At 67.6% G+C, this 24,049-nt stretch carries 22 protein-coding genes and 1 pseudogene; 14 read left to right on the forward strand and 9 right to left on the reverse strand.

The annotated features are described in order from the left end of the window. Window positions 1-2: 2 nt before the first annotated feature. The 3 genes from C9424_RS21400 to C9424_RS06620 are packed head-to-tail and all read left to right on the forward strand — an operon-like array spanning window position 3 to window position 1,860. Window positions 3-170, forward strand: coding sequence for a hypothetical protein (locus tag C9424_RS21400; RefSeq protein ID WP_161958199.1), 168 nt, complete (start codon window positions 3-5; stop codon window positions 168-170). Further along, the gene (locus tag C9424_RS06615) at window positions 167-910 is read left to right on the forward strand and encodes a cytochrome b N-terminal domain-containing protein (RefSeq protein ID WP_116766092.1); all 744 of its coding nucleotides are present in this window, start codon (window positions 167-169) and stop codon (window positions 908-910) included. Before C9424_RS21400 ends, C9424_RS06615 begins: the two co-directional genes overlap by 4 nt. Further along, a complete protein-coding gene (locus C9424_RS06620) occupies window positions 907-1,860 on the forward strand; it encodes a hypothetical protein (protein ID WP_237563324.1) in 954 nt (317 codons plus the stop codon). Before C9424_RS06615 ends, C9424_RS06620 begins: the two co-directional genes overlap by 4 nt. A gap of 56 nt (window positions 1,861-1,916) precedes the next feature. On the opposite strand, the gene C9424_RS06625 is transcribed toward C9424_RS06620, so the two are convergent. From C9424_RS06625 to C9424_RS06635, 3 genes are read right to left on the reverse strand one after another with little or no spacing between them, the layout of a single operon-like run. Next, window positions 1,917-4,472, reverse strand: a complete 2,556-nt coding sequence (locus C9424_RS06625; RefSeq protein WP_116766093.1) for an MMPL family transporter — start codon at window positions 4,470-4,472, stop codon at window positions 1,917-1,919. A 1-nt stretch (window position 4,473) separates the two neighbouring features. After that, on the reverse strand, window positions 4,474-5,175 hold the full coding sequence (locus C9424_RS06630) for a TetR/AcrR family transcriptional regulator (protein ID WP_116766094.1): 702 nt from the start codon (window positions 5,173-5,175) through the stop codon (window positions 4,474-4,476). 56 nt (window positions 5,176-5,231) lie between these two features. After that, complete coding sequence (locus C9424_RS06635; protein ID WP_116766095.1) at window positions 5,232-5,630, reverse strand: YbjQ family protein; 399 nt, start codon at window positions 5,628-5,630, stop codon at window positions 5,232-5,234. Window positions 5,631-5,870: 240 nt separating this feature from the next. Between C9424_RS06635 and C9424_RS06640 the strand changes: the two genes are divergently transcribed. Continuing rightward, window positions 5,871-6,431 (forward strand): Clp protease N-terminal domain-containing protein, encoded by a 561-nt coding sequence (locus tag C9424_RS06640; RefSeq protein WP_116766096.1) that lies wholly within the window; start codon window positions 5,871-5,873, stop codon window positions 6,429-6,431. A 100-nt stretch (window positions 6,432-6,531) separates the two neighbouring features. On the opposite strand, the gene C9424_RS06645 is transcribed toward C9424_RS06640, so the two are convergent. The 4 genes from C9424_RS06645 to C9424_RS06660 form a co-directional block, all read right to left on the reverse strand. Continuing rightward, complete coding sequence (locus tag C9424_RS06645; RefSeq protein ID WP_116766097.1) at window positions 6,532-7,986, reverse strand: dicarboxylate/amino acid:cation symporter; 1,455 nt, start codon at window positions 7,984-7,986, stop codon at window positions 6,532-6,534. Between the two features lie 268 nt (window positions 7,987-8,254). Next, a complete protein-coding gene (locus tag C9424_RS06650; RefSeq protein WP_442862016.1) occupies window positions 8,255-9,955 on the reverse strand; it encodes a DUF885 domain-containing protein in 1,701 nt (566 codons plus the stop codon). 88 nt (window positions 9,956-10,043) lie between these two features. Next, entirely contained in the window at window positions 10,044-10,295 is a 252-nt protein-coding gene (locus tag C9424_RS06655) for an acyl-CoA carboxylase subunit epsilon (protein WP_442862017.1), read from the reverse strand. A gap of 5 nt (window positions 10,296-10,300) precedes the next feature. Next, window positions 10,301-11,884, reverse strand: a complete 1,584-nt coding sequence (locus C9424_RS06660) for an acyl-CoA carboxylase subunit beta (protein ID WP_116766098.1) — start codon at window positions 11,882-11,884, stop codon at window positions 10,301-10,303. A gap of 204 nt (window positions 11,885-12,088) precedes the next feature. Between C9424_RS06660 and C9424_RS06665 the strand changes: the two genes are divergently transcribed. The 10 genes from C9424_RS06665 to C9424_RS06710 all read left to right on the forward strand — a co-directional run bounded on the left by C9424_RS06665 (window position 12,089) and on the right by C9424_RS06710 (window position 23,061). After that, on the forward strand, window positions 12,089-12,979 hold the full coding sequence (locus C9424_RS06665) for an SDR family oxidoreductase (RefSeq protein ID WP_116766099.1): 891 nt from the start codon (window positions 12,089-12,091) through the stop codon (window positions 12,977-12,979). 186 nt (window positions 12,980-13,165) lie between these two features. Beyond that, complete coding sequence (locus tag C9424_RS06670; protein WP_116766100.1) at window positions 13,166-14,107, forward strand: biotin--[acetyl-CoA-carboxylase] ligase; 942 nt, start codon at window positions 13,166-13,168, stop codon at window positions 14,105-14,107. Then, window positions 14,100-14,699, forward strand: coding sequence for a PH domain-containing protein (locus tag C9424_RS06675; protein ID WP_116766133.1), 600 nt, complete (start codon window positions 14,100-14,102; stop codon window positions 14,697-14,699). The genes C9424_RS06670 and C9424_RS06675 overlap by 8 nt, the downstream gene beginning before the upstream one ends. Continuing rightward, a complete protein-coding gene (locus C9424_RS06680) occupies window positions 14,689-16,005 on the forward strand; it encodes an adenylate/guanylate cyclase domain-containing protein (protein WP_116766101.1) in 1,317 nt (438 codons plus the stop codon). The genes C9424_RS06675 and C9424_RS06680 overlap by 11 nt, the downstream gene beginning before the upstream one ends. Before the next feature lie 163 nt (window positions 16,006-16,168). Continuing rightward, window positions 16,169-16,957: a PP2C family protein-serine/threonine phosphatase gene (locus C9424_RS06685; protein ID WP_116766102.1), complete on the forward strand. Its 789-nt coding sequence runs from the start codon at window positions 16,169-16,171 to the stop codon at window positions 16,955-16,957. 67 nt (window positions 16,958-17,024) lie between these two features. Continuing rightward, on the forward strand, window positions 17,025-19,364 hold the full coding sequence (gene ligA, locus C9424_RS06690) for an NAD-dependent DNA ligase LigA (protein ID WP_116766103.1): 2,340 nt from the start codon (window positions 17,025-17,027) through the stop codon (window positions 19,362-19,364). After that, entirely contained in the window at window positions 19,361-20,203 is an 843-nt protein-coding gene (locus C9424_RS06695; protein ID WP_116766104.1) for an inositol monophosphatase family protein, read from the forward strand. The genes ligA and C9424_RS06695 overlap by 4 nt, the downstream gene beginning before the upstream one ends. A 99-nt stretch (window positions 20,204-20,302) precedes the next feature. Further along, on the forward strand, window positions 20,303-20,806 hold the full coding sequence (locus C9424_RS06700; protein ID WP_116766105.1) for a GNAT family N-acetyltransferase: 504 nt from the start codon (window positions 20,303-20,305) through the stop codon (window positions 20,804-20,806). A gap of 84 nt (window positions 20,807-20,890) precedes the next feature. Then, a complete protein-coding gene (locus tag C9424_RS06705) occupies window positions 20,891-21,274 on the forward strand; it encodes a RidA family protein (RefSeq protein ID WP_116766106.1) in 384 nt (127 codons plus the stop codon). Between the two features lie 68 nt (window positions 21,275-21,342). Then, entirely contained in the window at window positions 21,343-23,061 is a 1,719-nt protein-coding gene (locus tag C9424_RS06710) for a SulP family inorganic anion transporter (RefSeq protein ID WP_116766107.1), read from the forward strand. Between the two features lie 78 nt (window positions 23,062-23,139). Here the strand turns inward: C9424_RS06710 and C9424_RS06715 are convergent, their stop codons facing one another. Then, window positions 23,140-23,811 (reverse strand): response regulator, encoded by a 672-nt coding sequence (locus C9424_RS06715; RefSeq protein ID WP_116766108.1) that lies wholly within the window; start codon window positions 23,809-23,811, stop codon window positions 23,140-23,142. Then, window positions 23,804-24,049, reverse strand: a pseudogene (locus tag C9424_RS21630) (hypothetical protein); the annotation flags it as partial. The pseudogene C9424_RS21630 and the gene C9424_RS06715, both read right to left, overlap by 8 nt.

Below are 24,049 nucleotides of genomic sequence, written 5' to 3' on the forward strand. Positions count from 1 at the left end.
CCATGACCGGATGGCTAGTGGCAAGCGTTGGCACCGTTGGGGACGGAACATATTTTGGCTGGGACGGCTTCACCATCCAGTCGGGAAACCTGATAGTGATCGTCGTGATGATCATCCTGTTTGTCCTGGCCCTGGTCCTGCCTTTTCCTGGCGGGAAGCGGCGGAAATGACCGCCCAGGCGACACCGGGGCCTGGCACGCCGGTCGAGGAACCTGACGCCCACACCTGGACGGGCAGAGCCCGCCGGTGGCTCCTTAAGAAGCTTCCTCCGGACAAGCTCTTGCCCGAGGACCAGCCGAGCTATGTGGCATCCTGGGCGTACGTCTTCGGCATGGGGGCGATCGCTTCACTGCTGTGGATCGTCATTTCGGGGATCGTGCTGGGACTGAACGGACCCCAGTGGTACCACGTTTCATCGCTGGGGAACTTCGTCAACAGCACCCATCTGTGGAGCGTGGAGCTCTTCTTCATCTTCATGGTGGTGCACCTGTGGCTGAAATTCTGGATGGCGGCCTGGCGCGGGGGCCGGGTCCTGACCTGGATCACCGGCGTGATCTCCTTTGTCGTTTCCATCGTGGCGGCCTTCACCGGATATCTGCTCCAGACGAACTTCGATTCCCAGTGGATTGCCTTCGAAGCCAAGGACGCGCTGAACGCGGTCGGAGTAGGCGCCTGGTTCAACGTCGCCAACGTCGGGCAGCTCTTCACCTGGCACATCACACTGCTGCCCCTGGCCGTCGGCGCCGTGGTGATCCTGCATGTCCTGCTGGTACGGGTCCACGGCGTTGTCCCTCCGCTTGAGGCCGCGGAGTCCGACGCCCAGCTGCTTCACAACCGTCCCGAGCCCGCGGAACCTCCGGAGCCTACCGCACCACCGGAGACCGCGGAATCCGGGGGCGCAGTGCGATGACCAGGAAAACCAACAGCATCTCTTGGCGGAAGACGGACGACGCTGCCAGCCGGCCCTGGACGGGCAGCGTCCGCGAATATGACCTCATCAAGGAACTGATCATCGGTGTTGTGGTGGTCGGGCTGCTCGTGCTTGGCGTATCCGCCCTTTTCGGGTCCCCTGATGAGCCCAGCGTCAGCTTGAAAGCGTGGGCCACGGCCGCCCCGGCGGATTTCGTTGGCACCGCGGCAAAAGAACTGGCCGGTACCAGCGATTCTGCGGGGTACGGCCCGCCCTACAACTCGACTCCAGGTGCGTCGCAGACGATCGGCCCCGTGGACCTGCAGAGCCTCTCCGGCGTCCGCCTTCCCGTAGACACCGCCAATGACTTCGTGATCGTCCCGCTGGCGACGCTGCCGTCTCCGCCGGCAGACCTGGCACGTTGGATGGCGGCCACGGATCAGCAGCGCTCAGGCTGGGCAGCCGCCTATTCCGACGCCCTCGCCGCCGCGCCCGATAACGACCCCGCCAAGGTAGCCGACGGCGATTACGGCCCGGTCCCCGCGCTGACCGGCGCGTTGCTCGACATGGCGCGCCAAGGCAATTTGGACGGCGTGCTGCAGAACGGCGGAAACTTCTACAACACGGACTACACGCGCAGCCTCCTGTTCCTGGGGGACGGCAGCTACTTCCCGGGTCTCGCGGCAAGCCAACACCTCTCCGGGGATCAGTGGGGCGTGATGAACGAAACCGGCGATACGCCGGGGCAGTCCTGGTTGTGGCTCTTCTCGCTCCTTTACCAGGTGGAACCGTTCAAGTCCGCCCCGAATGCCGATGCGCTGGTGGTCGTCACAATGTTCGTGCTCACGGCATTGCTGACCCTGCTGCCGTTCATCCCCGGTCTGAGGTCGCTGCCGCGTTGGATCCCCCTTCACCGCTTGGTCTGGAAGGACTACTACCGCAATCGCTGAGTGACCCCGCGTTGCTCTAGCGGGCGGCGAATACCGTCGTACCGCGCTGGCGAACGTCAGCGCGCTGCGACCTCTTCAGACTCGGCTTCGGGCTCGGCCTCAGTCGAGGCCGACGCAGCACGTGCCGGCTGGTGGAGCTTGGCGCCCTCGACGTCGACGTCCGGCAGGATCCGGTCCAGCCAGCGGGGAAGCCACCAGGCCTTCTCGCCGAGCAGGTACATCACGGCGGGGACAATCGTCATGCGGACCACGAACGCGTCCACCAGCACGCCGAAAGCCATGGCAAAGCCCAACGGCCGGACCATGTTCAGGTGCGAGAAGATGAAGCCGGAGAACACGCTGACCATGATGATGGCGGCGGCGGTGACCACGGACGCGGCATGGCTAAAGCCGGTGCGGACCGCGTGCTTGGCCGATTCACCATGCATGAACGACTCGCGCATGCCCGAGGTAATGAAAACCTGATAGTCCATGGCCAGGCCGAACAGCACGCCGATCAGGATGATCGGCAGGAAGCTCAGCACGGCACCCGGATTCTCGACGCCGAACACGCCCCCCAACCAGCCCCACTGGTAGACGGCGACGACGGCACCGAACGCGGCGGCGAGCGAGAGCAGGAAACCGCCGGTGGCCAGCAGCGGCACCCAGATAGAGCGGAACACGAGCAGCAGGAGCATCAGCGAGAGGCCCACCACGATTGCCAGGTACGGCGGCAGCGCGTCACCGAGCTTGGTGGACACGTCGACGTTGCCGGCGGTCTGCCCGGTGAGCCCGATGCTGACCCCGGTGGAGTCCTTGATCTGGGCCTTTTCGGCCCGGAGTTCGGAGACCACCTGGACGGTGCTCGCGCTGGCCGGACCCTCGTTCGGGATGACCTGAAATACGGCGGTGCGGCGGTCCTCGCTCAGGGCCAGGGGCACGGCGGCGGTAACGTTCTCGGTCTTGCGCAGGATGTCCGCGACGTCGAACTGCTTGGCCGTGGCGTCGGTTTCGCTGAGTCCTTCGGGGAGGTCGCCCACCACGATGATCGGGCCCGTCATGCCCTCGCCAAAGCTTCGCTTGGTCACGTCATAGGCCTTGAAGGCTGGCGAGGCGACCGGCTCGGAGCTGGCATCGGGCAGGGCAAGCCGCAGTTGGCTCGCCGGCAGCGCCACGATGCCCAGCAGCAGGACGCCGGCCAGCAGGGTCAGGACCGGGTGCCGGGTGACGAGGCCACCCCAGCCGTGGGTGCTGCGGCGTTCGTCGCGGGCCCGGTCCTCGGTCTCGTGGCCCGGGGCGGCGTTGTGCTTCTCTGCCTTGGCCCAGGCTCGCTTGGAGATCAGTTTCCGGCCCACAAGGGAGAGGACAGCGGGCGTCAGGGTCAAGGCAACGACGACGGCGACGGCTACCGTCGCGGCGGCCGAGAGACCCATGACGGCCAGGAACGGAAGGCCGGGGACCACGAGGGCTGCGAGGGCGATGATGACAGTAAGGCCAGCGAAGAGCACAGCGTTGCCGGACGTGCCGGTGGCCAGCGCCACGGATTCCTCGGGGTCCATACCACCGAGCAGCTGGCCGCGGTGGCGGTTGACGATGAACAGGGAGTAGTCGATCCCGACGGCAAGGCCGAGCATCAGCGCCAGCATCGGGGAGATGGAGCTCATATCCATGGCACCGCTGAGGGCGAAGGTGCCGCCCACACCGACGGCGACGCCGACGATGGCCATCAGCAGCGGAAGCCCGGCAGCGATCAGGGTTCCGAGCATGATGATCAGGACCAGGGCTGCCACCGCGATGCCGAGAATTTCGGCGGTGCCGAAGATCTCGGAAATGTCCTCGCTGATCTCCTTGCTGGGCAGGGCGGTCACATTGGCGGCGGAAACCTCCTTGACGATGTTCTGGACTTCCTGCCGGACCTCAGGCTTGAGGCCGTTGATGGAGGTCTTGAACTGGATCTGCGCGATCGCGGCCTTGCCGTCCTCGGAGACGAAGCGCAGGCCCTTCGATGCCTCCAGCTGACGTGTGCCCAGGGCCAGCTTTGCCTGGCCGGCTTCCAGTTCCTTGGTGCCGGCGTCGAGTCTTGCCTGACCTTCGGCGAGGGCCGCCTTCTGCTGGCCGAGCTGCGCCTCGATGACGGCGGCCGGCATGCCGGCCGCCGTCATCTGCTGCTCGGCAGCGTCCAGCTTGGCCTTTCCTGCGGCCAACTCGGCCGCGGCCTGGTCCAGCCGGGCTTTGCCGGCAGCGGACTGCTCCTTGCCCGCGGCGAGGTCGGCGGCGGCCTTGTCCAGTTGCGCCTGGGTGGCAAACGGGTCAACTGTCCCCTGGACATCGGGTAGCGTCTTCAGCTTTGCCAGCGCAGCCGTGACCGCTTCCTTTCCGGCCTGGCTGAACTGGGCATCGTTGGCTTCGAACACGACGCTCGCGGAGCCGCCGGAGGACGAGGGAAGCTCGCTCTTGAGCTTGTCCGCCATCTGCTGGGTTTCGGTGCCGGGAATCTGGAAGTTATTGGACAGGGTGCCGTGGAAGGCGGCTGCCGCACCACCGACGGCCACCATGATGGCGAGCCAGAGGGAGATGACGAGCCAGCGGTGACGGTAGGAGAACTTGCCGAGACGGTAAAGCAATAGGGCCATGTCAGTGCCGATCTGGGGAAGGGGTGGCGGGGGAGTGGGATGCGAAACCGGAGCCCAGCAGGCCCATCGATTCGATCAGGAGCTGGCGCAGGACGGACAGGGAATCCGGGCTGAGGTCGCCGCCGCAACGGGCGAACCACACGTCCAGGGCTGCTTTGCCGCAGGAGATGACCGAACCGGCGAGGGCACGCAGATAGAGTTCGTCGATGTCGTGGCCGGCCGTCCGGGCAAAGCGTTCGCGGGCGGCCTCGATGATTTGTTCGGTGCAGTGGTCCCAGGCTTCCAGTTCGGAGCGGCTGAGCTGGGGATTGGTCTGGCCCAGGCTGTAGATCTCGGCTACCGGTGCAACCGTCATGGGATCGGCCAGTTCAACGAGGGCTGCCCGCGCCGAGTCCAGGATGGGTTCGTCGGCCGGACGCAACCGGAACTGCTGGAGCGCCGTGTCCAGAAATCCGAATGTCACCGAGGCCAGCGCCGCCTCGGTGCTGCCGAAGTAGTTGAAGAAGGTGCGGCGGGATATCCCGGCGGCGTCGGCAATGTCCTCCACCGTGAAGTTTCCGGGCCCCCGCGACCGGAGCAGGTCTAGTGCGGCATCAGTGATGGCCTGCCGGGTGGCCGCCTTATTTAGTTCGCGGCGTGACGGGACGCCGGGTTCACCGGATGCGGCAGCCTGGCCGCCGGCAGAGGATGGTAGTGAAGACACGCCCTTACACTACGTGCATGTTTGCACTCTGGGCAAGTATTTTCAGGGCTTGAGGCTCAGGGTTTGAGTTCGCCGGCCGCGTCGCCGGAACCGGTCAGGTAGATCGACTGGCCCGTCGCTCCGGGCTCGTTGTGTGAGAGTGGAATGGCAAAGACGGCCGTGCCGTACGCGCAGATCTCCGTCCAGTTGGGCCCGATCGCTGACGTGTCGAAGCGCATGGCGACGATGGCGTTGGCGCCGCGCTGCTCGGCTTCGGAGACCATCCGGGCCATGACCTGCTGCCGACTGTCGTAGAGGGCCCGGGTCATTTCCCGCACCTCGCCGCCGCCCAAGGAACGGAAGCCCGCCATGACCTGGGCGGTGACGTCCCGGGAGCGGACGGTCAGGCCCATGACTTCGCCGAAGACGGCGTCGATCCGGTGGCCCGGGATGTCATTCGATGTGACGATCAGCATGCCCAGAGCCTATCCACTTTTGGGGCCTGAGCGAGGGCAGCCATGCAGCGGGATTCACGTCTGCGCCAGGGCCGGGATCCGTTGCCGGATTCACAGCAGGATTCACAGGAACCTGAAAGCTGGGAGACAGCTATCTCTGCTCAGGCGGGTGCAGACTGGAAACGCTGGCGGTACCGACTTCCCAAGGAGAGCCGTCAGCAACAAAAAGCCGTCACCGCGCGGCAGATCCAGGAGACACACATGTCACGCACAACCAAAATCGCGCTCGGCCTTGGGGCCGCGGCGGTGGCACTCGGCGCCGGGCTCGGAGTCGCCGGGATGGCCTCTGCCACGACGACGCCGAGCCCCACCCCGTCCCCCAGCTCCAGCGCCCCGGGTGGCACCTTTTCCGACGGGCACGGCATGCACGGCGGGCGCCGCGGCCATGGACCTGCGGGCGCCGAGCTCGGCACCCGTGTCAAGGACCTCGCCGCCAAACTCGGCGTTGACGAGGCCAAGGTCACCGACGCCCTGAAGGCCTTCCGCGACGCGAACAAGCCGACCACCCCGCCGGCCGAAGGGCAGAAGCCGGACCGCGCCGCGATGGAGAAGGCATTGGCCGCATCCCTGGCGAAGTCCCTTGGCATCGATGAAGCCAAGGTCACGGCCGCCCTGGAGGAAATCCGGACCGCGGAGCAGGCCCAGCACGCCGCCGCGCTGAAGCCCCGGCTGGACCAGGCCGTCAAGGACGGCACCCTGACCCAGGCTGAAGCGGATGCCGTCACCAAGGCGGCGGAAAAGGGCGTGATCGGCGGGCGCTAAGGGCCAGCCCCCTCTAGCCCGTTCAACGGCAGAAACGGCGAAGTCCCCGGGAAATTCCGGGGACTTCGCCGTCGCACTTTTGCCTGTCCGACCGGACCGGCTAGGCCGTGGCGTCCGCCAGTTCGCGCTCCGCCGTCGGCCGCGCTGAGGCCGGATCAGCAGCCGGCGCGGCCACAGCGTCGGCGGAAGCGTCGGTGAGGTCGTCGCTGAACGGATCGCCGTTCCGCGGCGCGTTGTAGAGGGTCTCGTCCAGGATGCCCTGGCGCTTGGCCACGATTGCAGGGATCAGGGCCTGGCCGGCCACGTTGACGGCGGTGCGGCCCATGTCCAGGATCGGGTCGATCGCCAGCAGGAGCCCGACGCCGGCCAGCGGCAGTCCCAGCGTGGAAAGCGTCAGCGTCAGCATCACCACGGCGCCGGTGGTGCCGGCGGTCGCGGCCGAGCCGAGCACGGACACCAGCGCGATCAGCAGGTACTGGGTGAAATCAAGCTGGATGCCGAAGAACTGGGCCACGAAGATCGCAGCGACGGCGGGGTAGATCGCGGCGCAGCCGTCCATCTTGGTGGTCGCGCCCAGCGGCACCGCGAAGGAGGCATAGGCGCGCGGGACGCCCAGGCTCCGTTCGGCCACCCGCTGGGTCAGCGGCAGCGTGCCGATCGAGGAGCGGGAGACGAAGGCCAGCTGCACGGCGGGCCACACGCCGGAGAAGTACTGCTTGACGGACAGGCCGTGGCTGCGGATCAGGACGGGGTAGACCACGAACAGCACGAGCGCCAGGCCGATGTAGATGGCCACCGTGAACTTGCCGAGCGAGCCGATCGTGTCCCAGCCGTAGACGGCCACGGCGTTGCCGATCAGGCCGACGGTGCCGATCGGCGCGATCCGGATGATCCACCAGAGGACCTTCTGGATGACGGCGAGGGCGGAGGCATTGAGGTTCAGGAACGGCTCGGCGGCCTTCCCCACCTTGAGTGCGGCGATTCCGACGGCGATCGCGATCACGAGGATCTGGAGCACGTTGAAACTGACCGCGGTGGTGGCCACGCCGTCAGTGACGGTCGTCGTTGCTCCCAGGCCGAGGAAGTTCTTGGGGAAGAGCCCGGTGAGGAAGGCCCACCAGTCGCCGGACTTGCCGGCGTACTTAGCTTCCTGGTTGATGCCGGTGCCGGCCCCGGGCTGCAGCAACACGCCGAGTCCTATCCCGATCAGCACGGCGATCAGCGAGGTGATGGCGAACCAGAGCAGCGTGTTCCAGGCGAGCCGGGCAGCGTTCGAGACCGCGCGCATGTTGGAAATGGAGCTGACGACGGCGGTGAAGATGAGGGGAACGACGGCGGTCTGCAGCAGCGAGACGTAGCTCGAACCGATGGTCTGCAGGGTGGTGCCGAGGGCATTGGGGTTCGCCTTGGTGCTGCCTGTGTACTTGGCGAGAAGGCCAAGGCCGAGGCCCACGATCAGCGCGGCGATGATCTGGAAACCGAACGAGCCGGCCCATTTGGGTAGCTGGAACCCGGTCTTTCCAGCGGGTGCGGGGGTGCTTGTCTGAATGCTCACCGGAACACGCTAGGACCAGCGCCGATAGCACGGCGAAAGGATGTTGAGAAATATTACGCGGCAAGTTTTTAGGTCCGGTCGCGCAATCCCAGGAAATACGCCGTAAGACTACCCGATTGTGAAGTTATTCCAACCTCCGGTGTGGCCTTTATCTCCCCTCGGGGACGGTGGGGTGTCCGAGCGAGCACGCCTGGGCCCACGCCATCTCCCTGGCCGAGCTTGCCAGGCCAGGGAGATGGCGGGAGGATGGCTGCTCCCGGGAACCGCCCTACCCCAGCAGCGCGCGCTTGAGGGTGTCGAGGCCCACCGAGCCGATGTTCAGGGCCTTGGTGTGGAACGCCTTGAGGTCGAAGCCGGGGCGGGATTCAAGCTCGGCCCGGATCTGCTCCCACAGCCGCTGGCCCACCTTGTAGGAGGGTGCCTGTCCCGGCCAGCCGAGGTAGCGGGTGAACTCGAACTTCAGCTGCCCCTCGCTGATCGGCAGGTTGGCGCGGAGGAAGTCAAAGCCGTTCTCCGGGGTCCAGGTGCCCGACCCCCAACGCTCGGGCACCTCCAACTCCAGGTGCACTCCGATGTCGAACACCACGCGGGCGGCCCGCATGCGCTGCATGTCGAGCATGCCCATGTGGTCGCCCGGATCCTTCAGGTAGCCCAGTTCCTGCATGAGCTTCTCCGCATAGAGGGCCCAGCCTTCGCCGTGGCCCGAGGTCCAGCACACGCTCCGGCGCCACTTGTTCAGCAGCTCGCGGCGGTAGGTGGCGGTGGCGACCTGCAGATGGTGGCCGGGCACTCCCTCGTGGTAGACGGTGGTGGTTTCGGCCCAGGTAGTGAAGGTGTCCTCACCGGCAGGCACGGACCACCACATCCGGCCCGGACGGCTGAAGTCCTCCGAGGGGCCGGTGTAGTAGATGCCGCCTTCATCGGTGGGGGCGATCTTGCACTCCAGCGTCTTCATAACGTCCGGGATCTCGAAGTGGACGCCGGCGAGCTCCGCCACGGCCTTGTCGGAGAGTTCCTGCATCCAGGCCTGGAGGGCGTCGGTGCCCTTGAGCTGGCGGGCGGGATCGTTGTTCAGGATCTCCTTGGCTTCCTCGATCGTGGCGCCGGGCCGGATTTCCCCGGCCACCCGTTCCTGTTCGGCGATCAGGCGGTCCAGTTCCTGCACGCCCCACGCGTAGGTTTCCTCCAGATCCACGGTCGCGCCGAGGAAGGACCGTGAGGCCAGCGCATAGCGGCTGCGCCCGACGGCGTCCTTGGCCGGGGCGACGGGCAGGAGTTCGGACTCGAGGAATCCCGCTAGCCGGGCGTAGGCCACCCGGGCGGCCGCCGTGCCGGCGTCGAGCTTGGACTGCAGTTCCGGCGGGAGCGGGCCGTCCGCAGTCGTGGCGCCGGCCGTGAGGTTCGCGAAGAAACCGTCGTCGGCTGCGTGTTTGGTGGCCTGCTCGATCACGATCGATACCTGGCGGGCTGCGGCCACCTTGCCGTCCTGCATCGCCGAGCGCAACGATTCGATGTAGCCGTCGATCGCGGCGGGGACATTGTGGGCCCGGCCGGCGATGTGGTCCCACTGATCGGCCGTATCCGTCGGCATGAGGTCGAAGATCGCGCGGATGTCCTGCGACGGCGAGGCGATGTTGTTCAGGTCGGCCGCGTCCCAGCCCGATTCGTGGATTTCCAGCTGCAGGCCCAGCCGCTCCCGCATGGCGTCGAGGGTGACGGCGTCGACGTCGTCCACCGGCTCCAGACCGTCCAGCGCCGCGAGTGCCTCGCGCGCCGCGGCCGCGAATTCCTCGTGTCCGGCGGGGGAGAAGTCCGGGTATTCGGTCTCGTGCCCGGGCAGGCCGAGCTCGGTGCCGAAGCTCGGGTTAAGCCGGATGAGGGTGTCCGTGTAGGCGTCGGCGACGGCGTCAATAGCTGTCTGCTGGCGCGCGGGGGCCGAGTTGTCTGAGGCTATGGTTTCGGTAGTCACCCGACGAGACTAGCCCGGCCGTCGCGGTTATGAAAGACTCGCTGAACTTTTTTCGGTGGCGGCCCAGCCGGGCCGCTTAGCCGAACGGCTAGCCGAGGCTGCGGCGCCAGGCGTCCGGACCCGGCTTGGGTGCGAGCCGCAGCTGCTGCCGGCGGACCCAGTGCCGGACGCCGGGAGCTTCCGGTGCCGCCTGCGGGGCCTGCCCCATGGACAGCACGACGGCGGTCAGCGCCGCCAGCTCCTCTGGCGTCGGCTCGCCCTTGACGACGGAAAGCAGTGCCGGCGACGCATCGCTGCCCGGCTGCTCAACCGGTTCCAGCGGTTCAGCGGGTTCGTGCACGGGGGTCACAGCGGGATGTTCCCGTGCTTCTTGGCGGGCAGGGCGGCCCGTTTGTCCCGGAGGGCGCGCAGCCCCTTGATGATCTGCACCCGGGTCTCGGACGGGGCAATGACCGAGTCCACGTAGCCCAGCTGGGCCGCCTGGTAGGGGTTGAGCAGCTCTTCCTCATACTGGCGGATCACCTCGGCACGCTTGGCCTCGACGTCGCCGCCGGCCTCGGCCACCGCGGCGAGTTCACGGCGGTACAGGATGTTGACCGCGCCCTGGGCGCCCATGACGCCGATCTGGGCGGTGGGCCAGGCGAGGTTGAGGTCCGCGCCGAGCTTCTTGGAGCCCATCACGATGTAGGCCCCGCCGTAGGCCTTGCGGGTGATGACGGTCAGCTTGGGCACGGTGGCTTCGGCGTAGGCGTAGAGCAGCTTCGCGCCGCGACGGATGATGCCCTGGAACTCCTGGTCCTTGCCCGGCAGGAAGCCCGGGACGTCCACCAGGGTGATGATGGGGATGTTGAAGGCGTCGCAGTGCCGGACGAAGCGGGCGGCCTTTTCCGACGCGGCGATATCCAGGGTGCCGGCGAACTGCATGGGCTGGTTGGCAACGATGCCGACCGTGTGGCCCTCCACACGGCCGTAGCCGATGATCACGTTCGGGGCGTAGAGGGACTGCATCTCCAGGAAGTGGGCGTCGTCCACGATCTGTTCGATGACCTTGCGCATGTCGTAGGGCTGGTTGGCCGAGTCCGGGATCAGGGTATCGAGGGCGAGGTCGTCGTCGTCGATCTCCAGCTCCTGCTGGTGGTCGAGTACCGGGGCCTCGGCGAGGTTGTTGGAGGGCAGGAAGTCCAGCAGTTCGCGGACGAACTCCACAGCGTCGGTCTCGTCGGAGGCCAGGTAGGTCGAGGTGCCGGTGTTGGCGTTGTGCTGGCGCGCGCCGCCCAGGGTCTCCATGTCCACGTCTTCACCCGTGACCGTCTTGATGACGTCCGGGCCGGTGATGAACATGTGCGAGGTCTTGTCCACCATGACCACGTAGTCGGTCAGGGCGGGGGAGTAGGCCGCACCGCCGGCCGAGGGGCCCATGATGAGGGAGATCTGCGGGACCACTCCGGAGGCGTGGACGTTGTTGCGGAAGATGTCCGCGAACATCGCCAGGGAGGCGACGCCCTCCTGGATGCGGGCACCGCCGCCGTCGAGGATGCCGACCACCGGGCAGCCGTTGCGCAGTGCAAATTCCTGGACCTTGACGATCTTCTCGCCGTTGACCTGGCTCAGCGAGCCGCCGTAGACGGAGAAGTCCTGGCTGTAGACGGCCACCGGGCGGCCGTCCACCGTGCCGTAGCCGGAGACGAGGCCGTCACCCAGCGGCTTTTTCTTCTCCATGCCGAACGCGGTGGAGCGGTGCACGGCCAACGCGTCGAACTCGACGAACGAGCCGGCATCCAGCAGGAGGTCGATGCGCTCGCGGGCGGTTTTCTTGCCGCGTGCGTGCTGCTTGACTACCGCCTCCGGGCCGGAGGGCTGCTCGGCACGGGCCTGGCGGTCGCGGAAATCTGCAAGCTTTCCCGCAGTCGTGGTCAGATCGTGGCTCATCAAGTGTCTCCGGCTCTGTCGCTAGGTTGTTCGGTGCCCGGCCCGCTGGCTCCTTTGGCTGGAATCCACAAAAGCAGGGCTCTGCTGGCAAGTCTAGTGACGGTATTGGCCGGTGCCGCTGTAGGGAACCTACAATTTTCGCGCCGCAACGCTCCCGCGCCTCCTTGTTACCGGCCAGTAACATTGGTCGGCTAGAGTGTGCTCATGACTTCAAGCAATGATGCTTCGGGCGCCGCTGCAGGGCCGTACCAGGCCGCCGGTTCCCTTCAGGACCGCACCATCCTCATCTCCGGGGGCAGCCGCGGCATCGGGCTGGCCATCGCGCTCCGCGCGGCCCGGGACGGCGCCAACATCGTCCTGATGGCCAAGACCGGACAGCCCCACGCCAAGCTGGAGGGCACCGTCTACACGGCCGCCGAACAGATCGAGGCCGCCGGCGGGCGGGCGTTGCCGCTGGTGGGCGATGTCCGCAACGACGCCGACGTCGCCGGCGCGGTTGCCGCCGCCGTCGAACGCTTCGGCGGGATCGACATCGTGATCAACAACGCCTCGGCGATCGACCTGTCCAAGACCGACGCCCTGGACATGAAGCGCTACGACCTCATGCAGGACATCAACGTCCGCGGCACCTTCCTGATGAGCAAGCTGGCCCTGCCCGCGCTGCGCGAGTCAGAGGCCGGGCAGATCCTGACGCTCTCGCCGCCGCTGAACCTGGATCCCAAATGGGCCGGGATGCATTTGGCCTACACCATGGCCAAATACGGCATGAGCCTAACCACTCTGGGCCTGGCCGAGGAACTCAAGGTGGACGGCATCAGCGTCAACTCGCTCTGGCCCTGCACCTTGATCGACACCGCCGCGATCCGCAACATGCCCGGCGGCGACATGATCGTCAAAGGCGCCCGCGGCCCGGAGATCATGGCCGACGCGGCCCACGCCGTGCTGACTGCCAGCAACGCGATCCCGGAATCCGGCAGCTGGAGCGGCAACTTCTACACCGACGAGCAGGTTCTCGCGGCGGCCGGAGTGAAGGACTTCAGCCCGTACAGCCTCGGCGCGCCAGAGGGCAGGCTGGTCCCGGACATCTTCCTCTGAGCTTGCTGAGTGTTTTCGGCGGCATCCCCCGCGGAAATTCCGCTCGTTTGCGGACCCGACGCCGGGAATCTCCGGCGTGTCGGGCCGACACGCCGCCCGCGCCGGCTAAAGGTGGGGAGTGCCAGCGGAGGTACGTGAGTGAACGCGGCCGGAGCCGGGGCGCACTTTCCTCGGTAGGATTCAAGGATGGAAGCCGTGCAGGAAACCCCGGACCGTCCACCGCTGGACCTCAACGCCCTGAGCGATGAGGCTTTCCTGTCCGCCAACGGGATTCCGCGCCTGACAGTGGTGGAGACCACCGGCTCCACCAACGCCGATCTCCTCCGCGGCGTGACCGAGGATCCCGGCGCCTGGCCGGACCTGTCGGTGCTCACCGCCGAATACCAGACCGCTGCGCGCGGCCGGCTCGACCGGCACTGGGAGGCCCCGGCCCGCAGCTCCGTCTCCGTCTCGCTCGTGCTGCGTCCGGTCAACGCGACCGGCCGGCCGCTGCCGACCCACAGCTACTCGTGGCTCTCCCTGCTCGCGGCCCTTGCCCTGCGGGAAGCCCTGACGGAAACCGCGGGCATTCCCGCGGAACTCAAGTGGCCCAACGACGTCCTGGTGCGCGGCAAGAAGATCGCCGGAATCCTGGCCCAGCTTGGCTCGCTCGGCGGCGTCGGCACGCCGCCGGTCATCCTCGGCACCGGTCTGAATGTCACCGTCACGGAGCCGGAACTCCCGGTGCCCACCGCCACGTCCGTGCTGCTGGAGAACCCGGACACGGTGGACCGGACAGAACTCCTGAAGAGCTACCTGTCCCGCTTCGCCACCTTGTACCGCAGCTTCTGCAACGCCGACGGCGACCCCGCCGCCGGGATGGCTGGCGGCCCTTCGTTGCACAAGAGGGTGGAACACCTGCTGACGACCCTCGGCAAGCAGGTCCGCGCCCAGCTGCCCGGCGACCACGAGATCATCGGCCACGCCACGCGCCTGGACGAATACGGTTCGCTCCTGGTGGTTGACGCGACGGGCCATGAACATGTGGTGACCGCCGGGGACGTCGTGCACTTGAGGCCGTGGAACCCGGCCGCAGCAGACGGACAGGGTGGAGGCGGCCGCGGCGGAGCAGAAAGCGGTTATGCGTAAAGTGCTCCTGCCGGGTGAGCAAGTGATTGTTGTAACCCGGCCCCAGCCCAGGATGCTGATTGTCCCGGCGCTGTTGTTCATTGTGGTGCCGGCACTGGCCGCGTACGCCTGCGCCTGGGTCGTCAAAGGCGGCCCGGCGAAGCTTGTGCCCCTCATCCCCCAGGAATGGACGCCCTGGCTGATCGCCGTGTGCCTGGGGCTGGCGGCGTGGGTGCTGCTCGGTTATTGCCTCCCGCGGGTCATCACATGGCAGGCCACGCGCTACATCCTGACCAGCCAGCGCTTAGTTACCCGCTACGGCATGTTACGGCGGCGCGATCAGCAGATCCCGCTCGCCGCAGTCCGCCATGTGGCCATTGAGCAATCGTTGTTGCAGCGCCTATTGCGCTCCGGGAATATATCCTTGGAGACCGGGTACCCCTTGGGAACCAAGGTTCCCGACGTTCCAGAGGTCGCGACATTCCGAAACTTCATTCTTGACGCCATCGGCGATCTCCCCAGGGGCGACGCCTTCGGGGCCGAGGGCACGACGAACAACCCGGGCGAGGACTTGCCGTGGGAGATGAGAGAAGGTGGAAGAGATGAACGCTGAGAACGTCCACCAGGACACCGACCTCGCCGCCCCGGATTTGCCCCGGGAACCGGAAGACGTCATCTCGGAGCCGGCAGCCGTCACCCCGGCGTCAACGCCTGAGGCCACCCACGACGCCGGCTCCGGACCCGGTGCCGCCGGCATCGACGACGCTCCCGCCGTCGTAGAGCCCGCCGACGCCGACGCCAGCGCGCACGTTGACCCGGCCGTCGAACCGGCCGCGGCCGATGCCGCTGAACCCGTCGCTCCGCCCACCGGAACCATGTCCGCCGAACGGCTCGCCGCCAAGGCCCTCGAAGCCCGTCTGCTGGGCGGCGAACGCAAGCTCAAACGCCGTGAAGTCGCCGCCGGTGCCGGGCTTTCGCTGCTGTCCGCCCGGAAACTCTGGCGCGCCCTCGGCTTTCCCAACCTCGGTGATGAAGACGTCGCGTTCACCGAACGCGACCAGTCCGCCCTGTCCACGATCGTGGACCTGGTGCGTGCCGGCAAGCTCACGGAGGAAGCCGCCATTTCCATCACGCGGGCCATCGGCCAGATGACGGACCGGATGGTGGTGTGGCAGATCGAGGCCCTCGTCGAGGACATGGTCCAGAAGCAGGGAGTGCCGGATGCCGTGGCCCGCAAGCGCCTTGTCAGCGAGCTGCCGAACCTCATTGACGCCCTTGAGGAGATGCTCGTCTACTCCTGGCGCCGCCAGCTCAACGCCGGCGTCCAGCGCCTGGCCGTCCGGGCAGAAGCCGGGCTGCAGTCCAGCGAAGAGGGCCGCGAAGGCGACGAGGACGACGCGCCGCTGCCCCTGGCGCGGGCCGTAGGCTTCGCGGACCTGGTGTCCTACACCAGCCTGTCCCGGCGGATGAATGAGAAGACGCTCGCCCAGCTGGTGCAGCGCTTCGAGAACAAATGCGCCGAGATCATCTCCGTCGGCGGCGGCCGGCTGGTCAAGACGGTGGGCGACGAAGTCCTCTACATCGCCGAAACACCAGCGGCCGGCGCCGAGATTTCGCTGGCCCTGTCCCGGGCCTTCACGGAGGACGAGATCCTGCCGCAGGCCCGCGTGGCGATGGTCTGGGGCCGAATCCTGTCACGCCTGGGGGACATCTACGGACCCACCGTCAACCTCGCCGCCCGCCTGACCGCCCTCGCAGATCCCGGCACCGTGCTGGTGGATTCCATGACCGCGGCCGCCCTGGACGACGACGAACGCTTCGTCCTGGTGCCCCGCCCGGCCGAGGACGTCCGCGGCTTCGGCGAAATCCACCCGGTACAGCTGCAGCCCGGCAGCGGCCGCGGCCTCGTCCTGGACTGAACGCAGGACTAAGCGCAGCGCTAATCACCCGCCACGCGCAGGACTAAGGGCACGGGCTTCTCAGTTGTGCGGCGCATATGCAATAGTCGGACCGGCAGCTGCCACCCGGCCGGGTGTGTGACCGCCGCCAACTTTCGCGAGCACCACTTCAGCTAGGACGGCCATGAACCCTACCTCAGACGCCCCGCTTCCCGCTTCGGACGGGGCGCGGGGACCGCGCCTGCGCTGGGGCTGCGGCACGGACCGGGGCCTGCGCCGTGAGATGAACGAGGACTCCTTCATTGCCGCCGAGCCCGTCTTCGCGGTGGCCGACGGCATGGGCGGCCACGAGGCAGGCGAAGTCGCCAGCAGCATTTGCGTGCGCACCCTGGCGGAGCTTCCGCAGGTGAAGACCGGCAGCCGGGACGCAACGGCAGGCCTCGTCCAGGACTATCTGCTCATAGCTGACGAGGGCATCCGCCAGGCCACGGACTCCCGCGCCGGAACCACGCTCTCCGGCGTCATAGTGGTGGAGCAGCCGGACGGCCCGTACTGGCTGGTCCTGAACATCGGCGATTCCCGCACCTACCGGTACAGCCACGGCGGCCTCACCCAAGTCAGTGTGGACCACTCTGAAGTGCAGGAACTGGTGGCCGCCGGCCAGATCACCGAAGCCGAGGCCGCCGTCCATCCGCGCCGGCATGTGGTGACGCGCGCGCTGGGCACCGGAGACGAATCCGAGGCCGACTACTGGCTGATGCCGCTCGAGGACGGTGACCGGATGCTGGTGTGCTCGGACGGGCTCAACGGGGAACTGAGCGACGAGCGGATTGCCGGCATCCTTGGATCCGAGCCGGACCCCCAGGCGGCGGTCGACGAACTGATCCAGGCCGCCCTGCGGAGCGGCGGACGGGACAACGTCACCGCGATTGTGGTCGATGCCCGGACCGCCGTCGGGGATACGCCCGTCTGACCGGCGGGCTGCCGGCCGGACAGACTGCTGATCGGACAATGGCAATGATCTAGGGCAGGATAGGTCTGTGAGCACAGGAAAGACCGCAGCAGAGACTGAAAAAGCAGCCGACGAAGCCCAGGGGCACGTCACGGATCCTGAACGCCCCGAGGGGGAGCAGGTCCCGTCCGGGGATGTCCGCGCGGAGTACGAAGACCTCGTGGAGGAGGTCCGCAAACATCGTTTTGCGTACTACCAGGAGGACGCGCCGATCATCTCCGACGCCGAGTTTGACGAGCTCTACCGGCGGCTGGAAACCCTCGAGGCCATGCATCCGGAGCTTGTGGCCAACGATTCGCCCACGCAGGAAGTGGGCGGCGAGGTGTCCGCCGCGTTTGCCGCCGTCGAACACCTGCAGCGCATGTACAGCCTGGAAGACGTCTTTTCCCTCGAGGAGCTTGAGGCCTGGATTGCCAAGGCCGAGGCGTCCATCGCCAAGATCGGCAACGGCGGCAACCCGCCGGCGTGGCTCACCGAACTGAAGATCGACGGCCTGGCCGTCAACCTGCTTTACCGCGACGGCGTGCTGGTCCGGGCCGCCACCCGCGGCGACGGCACCACCGGCGAGGACATCACGCACAACGTCCTGACCATCAAGGAAATCCCGCAACAGCTCAGCGGCACGGGCTTCCCGGCGGAAATGGAAGTCCGCGGCGAAGTCTTTATCCCGTCCAAGGCCTTCGCGGAGTTCAACGAGGCCCTGATCGAGGCCGGCAAGGCGCCGCTGGCCAACCCGCGCAACGCCGCCGCCGGATCGCTGCGGCAGAAGGACCCGGCGGAAACCGCCAAACGGCCGCTGCGGATGTACGTCCACGGCATCGGCGCCCGCGAGGGACTCCAGACGGTCAGCCAGTCAGACACCTACCGCCAGTTGGCCGAATGGGGCCTGCCCACCAGCCCGTACTTCGAGGTCCTCGCCGGGCTGCAGGACGTGCTGGACTTCATCAAGCGCTACGGCGACAAACGGCATAGCCTGACGCACGAGATCGACGGCATCGTGGTCAAGGTGGACGACTTCGCCACGCAGCGCGCCCTGGGCTACACCTCCCGCGTGCCGCGCTGGGCCGTGGCATACAAATACCCGCCGGAGGAAGTGCACACCAAGCTGCTGGACATCGCCGTCAACGTCGGCCGCACCGGCCGGGTCACCCCCTACGGGATCATGGAACCGGTCAAGGTCGCCGGCTCCACCGTGGAAATGGCCACCCTGCACAACCAGGAAGTGGTCAAGGCCAAAGGCGTGAAGATCGGCGACATCGTGGTGCTGCGCAAGGCCGGAGACGTCATTCCGGAAATTGTGGGCCCGGTCTTGGCGCTCCGCGACCAGCAGGACCCGCCCGTCCGCGACTTCATAATGCCCACAGAATGCCCGGCCTGCGGCACGCCGCTGGCCCCCGGGAAGGAAGGGGACGTGGACATCCGCTGCCCCAACTCCCGATCCTGCCCGGCGCAGCTGCGTGAACGCGTCTTCCACCTCGCCGGCCGCGGCGCCTTCGACATCGAGGCCCTCGGCTGGGAAGCCGCGATCGCCCTGACCCAGCCCGCCGAGCCCGAAACGCCGCCGCTGACCACCGAGGCGACACTGTTCGAGCTCACCCCGGAGCAGCTCGCGGACGTCCGCGTCCGCCGGGAGAAGCGCTCCAAAGGCGTGGCCACCGGCGAATTCGAACTCGTTCCCTACTTCTATACCAAAGCCACCACCAAGACCCCGTCCAAGCCCACGGCCACCACGGACAAGCTCTTCCGCGAACTTGAGAAGGCCAAGTCCCAGCCGCTGTGGCGCGTCCTGGTGGCGCTGTCCATAAGGCACGTCGGCCCGCGCGCCTCCCGCGCCCTCGCCACCGCGTTTGGCAGCATGGACGCCATCCGGCAGGCCTCCGAGGAAGAGCTCGCGAGCGTGGACGGCGTGGGCCCGGTGATTGCCCAGGCATTGACGGAATGGTTCGCCGAGGACTGGCACCGCGACATCGTGGACCGCTGGGCCGCCGCCGGTGTCCGGATGGCCGACGAGCGCGACGAGTCCACACCCCGGACCCTGGAGGGGCTGACCGTCGTGGTCACCGGAAGCCTCGAGGGTTTCAGCCGTGACGAGGCCAAGGAGGCCATCCTGATCCGTGGCGGCAAGGCGGCGGGCTCGGTCTCCAAGAACACCAGCTACGTGGTGGCTGGCGATAACGCAGGCACCAAACTGGACAAGGCAGAACAGCTCGGTGTTCCGGTCCTGGACGAGGACGGCTTCCGGGCCCTGCTGGCCAACGGCCCGGCCGGTGCGGCCGACAGCGACACGGATCCGGAGCTTGACCCGGACCTTGACTCGGAAGACGACGACGGCGACGCCCCCGGCGTCGACTCGGCGGCGGCTCAATGAGCTCCCACCCCTCCGTCCCGCCCGATGCCGAGCCCGGCACGGCGGCGCTGCTGGAACTGGCCAAATCGGCTGCAGCTGCGGGTGCCGCGGTCCTGGCCACCCGGAAGGCCGCCGCCCTCGACGTCAGCAACAAGGGCGACTCGGGAGACTGGGTGACGGCCTTCGATCTCGCCGCCGAAGCCGCCGTCCGGGACGTCATCACCGCCGCCCGGCCGCACGACATCATCACGGGGGAGGAGGGCGGGACGGTCCTGCCGACGGAGCCCAGCGGCTACCGCTGGTCCATCGATCCCCTCGACGGCACCACTAATTTCATCCGCAACATCGTCTACTACGCCACCTCCGTGGCGGTGGCCGACCCCGACGGCGTCTGGCTGGCCGGCGTCGTCAGCGCCCCGGCGCTGGGCCGCACATACTTCGCCTCCCGGGGCGAGGGGGCCTGGCTCGAGGAGCAGGGCCGGCTGACTGCCCTGCTCGGTCCTGTCCCCGGGCGCACCGGACAGATCCTGGCGACGGGCTTCAGCTACGATGCCGGGGTCCGGGCCGAACAGGCCGGCGGCCTGGGCGGCCTGATGGACGGCTTCGCGGACATGCGCCGCCTGGGCTCGGCGGCGCTGGACCTGTGCCTCGTGGCGGACGGCACCCACGACGCCTACGGCGAACGCGGGCTCAACGAGCACGACTTCGCCGCCGGCGCGCTGATCGCGGAGGAGGCGGGCTGCTGGGTGCGGCGGCCTCGGCTCACCAGCCCGCTGGCCGGCGGGCCGTCCGACGACGAGCGTCTGGCAGCCTGGACGTGCGCCGGTTCGCTGGAACTCTCCGGTAAGTTTCCGCTCTGACGGGTGCTCCTCATGCCCGGTCCCGGCAATAGTGATAGTTCAGTCACGGAAACAGCCCTTGCGCACGTAGCCGGTGTCGGCCGCCCGTACCATTGACAGGTGCCTTCGCAGATCCTCATTCGCCCCGCCGTTCCGGCCGACTTCGACGCCATAGCGCGCATCACCCGGGACGCCTACTTGGCGGCGGGCTACTTTGAGAGCGCAGACCACCCGTACATGCGGCAGATCCAGGACGTCACCACGCGGGCGGCGGACGCGACGATCTGGGTGGCCGAGCGCGACGGCCGCATCCTCGGATCCGTGACACTGGCGGTCGCGGGGGAACCCTATGCGGACATCGCCCGGAGCGACGAGCTCGAGTTCCGCATGCTCGTGGTGGACCCGGCTGTCCAGCGCAGCGGCGCCGGCAAGGCCATGGTCCACGCCATCATCGAACACGCAAGGTCCCTGCCGGGAATCCACGCCGTGGCCCTCACTACGGGCATCAGCTGGGAAAGCGCCCACGGCCTCTACCGCAAGACCGGCTTCGTCCGGGCACCGGACCGTGACTGGCTGGTGCCCGGCACGGACATCAAACTCCTCGTCTACCGCCAGGCCCTCTGACACAAAAGCGCGCGTTTTATCGGCCTGCCGGCCATCCGCCCTAGAGTTGTGCCGATCCCTGCGGCAACTGCGAAAGGCACCCCCATGCGCAAAACCTTCGGCACCGGCTCCACCTGGGAACAGACGCTCGGCTATTCCCGGGCCGTCCAGGTGGACAACACCCTTTACATCTCCGCCACCGCCGCGAGCGGCGAGGACGGCATCGTGGGCGAGGACTTCTACACCCAGACCAGCTACATCCTGCAAAAGCTCGGGGCAGTGCTGGCCGAGGCCGGTTTCGGCTTTGAGGACGTGGTGCAGTCCAAGCTGTACCTGACGGACATCAGCAAGTGGGAAGAGGCCGGCCGCGCCCATGGCGAGGTCTTCGGCGACATCCGCCCGACGCTCTCCCTGGTCCACGTGCTGCCGTTCCTGGACCCGAAGATGCTCGTCGAGATCGAACTCGTCGCCCGGAAGAGCGCCAACTAGAAGCGTTGCTCGTGCCCGGGCCGGGCGGAGCTCTGGCGGAACGGCCGGACTTGGGGTAAGACTGGCGCATGACCAGGGCGCACGGACAGGGCCCCAGCCGGGTCCCCATTTTCGGCCAGCTCCGTTCCTATGACCGGGCGTGGCTGCGTGGCGATCTGATCGCCGGCGTCACCGTCGCCGCCCTGATTGTCCCGAAGAACCTAGGGTACGCCGGCATCGCGGGGATTCCGCTGCAGAACGGCCTGTACGCGGCTGCCGCGGGCGCGCTCATGTACGGGATCTTCGGCAGCTGCCGGCAAATTTCGATGGGTCCCAGCTCGGGTCTGGCGGCGGTGGCCGCGAGCGCCGTGCTCGCGGCAGGCATTACCAACGACGTCGATATCGCCTCGTTCGTCGCCGGTATCACCCTTGCCTCAGGGGTCCTGTTCCTGCTCCTTGCCGTCCTCAAGATGGGCTGGATCGCGCAGTTCCTGTCCCGGGCAGTGGTCACTGGCTTCCTCTTCGGTGCGGCGATCGACGTCGTGATCGGGGAGCTCCCCAAGCTCACCGGGACCGAGGTCACCGGTTCCAATCCGATCCAGGAACTGTGGTCCTGGCTGGGGACGCTCGGCGAGGCGCACCAGGCGACCGTGATCGTCGGTGTGATCGCTCTGGCCGTCGTCTTTGGACTCAAGGCAATCGCTCCCAAGGTCCCCGGCGCCCTGGTGCTCGTGGTGGGCGGACTGCTCGCGGCGGCATTGTTTGATCTCGGCGCCAAGGGCGTGGCGCTGGTGGGTGACGTTCCCCGGGGGCTGCCGGCGCTGAAGATCCCGGACGGCCAGCTCATGTGGGACCACGCGGGCACGGTCGCGGTCGCTGCCGTGGCGTTGGTCCTGATCGGCTTCTCCCAGACCGCGGGCGATGCGCGCGCGTTCGCCGCCAAGCACCGCTACCAGATCGACATCAACCAGGAATCGACGGCGCAGTCATTCTCCAACCTGGCCGCGGGCGTGTTCCAGGGGATGCCGGTCTCGACAAGCCTCTCAGCGAGCTCGCTGAACGACCACTCCGGAGCGAAGACCGGGCTCGCCTCCCTCACCTCGGGTGTCACGGTCCTGCTCACACTGCTGTTCCTGGCGCCGCTCTTTTCCAACCTGCCCAAGCCCGTGCTGGCGGCTCTGATCATCGAGGCCGTCGTCATGGGCATGATGAACGTGCCGGAGATGCGGCGGCTGGCCCGGGTACAAAAGGTGGACTTCTGGATCGCGGTCGCTGCGATCCTCGGAACCCTGGTGTTCGGCGTACTCGCGGGAGTCATCATCGGCATCGGACTCTCGCTGATCTGGCTGGTCGCGGTGGCCACCCACCCGGCGATGCCGTCTCTTGGCCGGGAACCGGGCACGCAGGTCTTCCGCGAAGCCGACGGGCACCCCGGCGACGAGATCCTGCCCGGCGTGGCCGTGATCCGGTTCGACGGCGGCCTGTTCTTCGCCACCGCCGACGCCCTGGAGGATCGCCTGCGCGACGTCATCCATGCAAAACCGGAACTGACCGGGATCGTGATCGACTGCGGGGGGATCAACTTCGTCGATTCCCAAGGCGCGGCAAAGATGGCGGACGTCGTGACCCTGGCCCGGGACGCCGGCGTCAACCTGCGCCTCACCCGCCTGAAGCCGGCGGTACGGGCCATTCTCGAACGCGACGGCGTGATCGAACTCATCGGGGCGGACAAGATCCACGGCAACATCCACAGGGCAGTCGAGGCGGAACAAGCGGCCGCAGAACGGGGCCGGGCGGACACCGGCTAGAACCGACGCGGGGTTCGTTGCGGTCCATCGCGGCGGCCCTGCTGGGCCGTAGGTGACTCCGCGTTGCTTTGCGGAGGCCTAGAGGCCGGTTCCGGCGGGGAGTCCGTAGCGGTGCTCGGGCCGCCCGGTGGTGCCGTAGCGCAGCTGGATGTCGACGGCGCCGTCGTCCGCGAGCGAGGACAGGTACCGCTGGGCGGTCGCCCGTGACACCCCCACCCGGGCAGCGACGTCGGCGGCCGAATACTGCTCACCGGGAACCAGGGATTCGAGCACCGCGGCCTCGGTGGCGGACCGGGGCCGCGCGGAGGGGGCGACCTCGCCCGCGATCAAGGCCCGCTTGGCGCGGTCCACCGTCTCCTGGTTGACGGATCCCGGCTGGGCCAGGATACGGCGGTAACGGGCATACGAGCGCAGCTGCTGGGACAGGGCTTCGGCCGTGAAGGGCTTGAGCAGGTAGCCCAGGGCGCCGCGGCGGAATGCGAGCCGGAGCGAGGCCGTGTCCGAGGCGGCGCTGAGCATCACGGTGTCCACGTCCAGCTGGTGCAACAGGTCCAGCCCGGAAGCATCCGGCAGGTAGACGTCCAGCAGCACAAGATCCGGGCGCAGGCTGTGGATGGCCTGCAGCGCCTGCGACGCCGAACCGGCCGGAGGCAGCGCGAGGAAACCGGCCACGGAATCCACATAGGCGGCGTGCAGCTTGGCGACGTGGAAATCGTCGTCGACTATCAGCACCCTGAAATCCTCAGACATCGGTGTCCTTTCCGGTTGGTTCTGTTGTCCCGGGCAGGGTGGCGACGAACACGGCGCCCGGGCCGCCGGGGGAGCCGGGGTCCAGCACCCGGACGTCGCCGCCGCGCCGGCGCGCGAGCTGCCGGGACAACGCCAGCCCCAGCCCCTGCCCTGCGCCCCCCCTGGCGGATATACACATAACCGAGCCCGCGGGCCCGGTGGCGATGGGGTGTGGCGGGGTGGGGGTGAATAAAAATCG

The sequence above is a fragment of the Arthrobacter sp. H-02-3 genome (assembly GCF_003097355.1).
Classification (GTDB): domain Bacteria; phylum Actinomycetota; class Actinomycetes; order Actinomycetales; family Micrococcaceae; genus Arthrobacter; species Arthrobacter humicola.

What these genes read in the sequence shown, in the direction of transcription:
- C9424_RS06670 (WP_116766100.1), top strand. Translation starts at nt 13,166, where the DNA reads ATGGAAGCCGTGCAGGAAACCCCGGACCGTCCACCGCTGGACCTCAAC.
- C9424_RS06620 (WP_237563324.1), top strand. Translation starts at nt 907, where the DNA reads ATGACCAGGAAAACCAACAGCATCTCTTGGCGGAAGACGGACGACGCT.
- C9424_RS06695 (WP_116766104.1), top strand. Translation starts at nt 19,361, where the DNA reads ATGAGCTCCCACCCCTCCGTCCCGCCCGATGCCGAGCCCGGCACGGCG.
- C9424_RS06660 (WP_116766098.1), bottom strand. Translation starts at nt 11,884, where the DNA reads ATGAGCCACGATCTGACCACGACTGCGGGAAAGCTTGCAGATTTCCGC.
- C9424_RS21400 (WP_161958199.1), top strand. Translation starts at nt 3, where the DNA reads ATGACCGGATGGCTAGTGGCAAGCGTTGGCACCGTTGGGGACGGAACA.
- C9424_RS06625 (WP_116766093.1), bottom strand. Translation starts at nt 4,472, where the DNA reads ATGGCCCTATTGCTTTACCGTCTCGGCAAGTTCTCCTACCGTCACCGC.
- C9424_RS06640 (WP_116766096.1), top strand. Translation starts at nt 5,871, where the DNA reads ATGTCACGCACAACCAAAATCGCGCTCGGCCTTGGGGCCGCGGCGGTG.
- C9424_RS06635 (WP_116766095.1), bottom strand. Translation starts at nt 5,630, where the DNA reads ATGCTGATCGTCACATCGAATGACATCCCGGGCCACCGGATCGACGCC.
- C9424_RS06710 (WP_116766107.1), top strand. Translation starts at nt 21,343, where the DNA reads ATGACCAGGGCGCACGGACAGGGCCCCAGCCGGGTCCCCATTTTCGGC.
- C9424_RS06680 (WP_116766101.1), top strand. Translation starts at nt 14,689, where the DNA reads ATGAACGCTGAGAACGTCCACCAGGACACCGACCTCGCCGCCCCGGAT.
- C9424_RS06615 (WP_116766092.1), top strand. Translation starts at nt 167, where the DNA reads ATGACCGCCCAGGCGACACCGGGGCCTGGCACGCCGGTCGAGGAACCT.
- C9424_RS06705 (WP_116766106.1), top strand. Translation starts at nt 20,891, where the DNA reads ATGCGCAAAACCTTCGGCACCGGCTCCACCTGGGAACAGACGCTCGGC.
- C9424_RS06665 (WP_116766099.1), top strand. Translation starts at nt 12,089, where the DNA reads ATGACTTCAAGCAATGATGCTTCGGGCGCCGCTGCAGGGCCGTACCAG.
- C9424_RS06685 (WP_116766102.1), top strand. Translation starts at nt 16,169, where the DNA reads ATGAACCCTACCTCAGACGCCCCGCTTCCCGCTTCGGACGGGGCGCGG.
- C9424_RS06715 (WP_116766108.1), bottom strand. Translation starts at nt 23,811, where the DNA reads ATGTCTGAGGATTTCAGGGTGCTGATAGTCGACGACGATTTCCACGTC.
- C9424_RS06675 (WP_116766133.1), top strand. Translation starts at nt 14,100, where the DNA reads ATGCGTAAAGTGCTCCTGCCGGGTGAGCAAGTGATTGTTGTAACCCGG.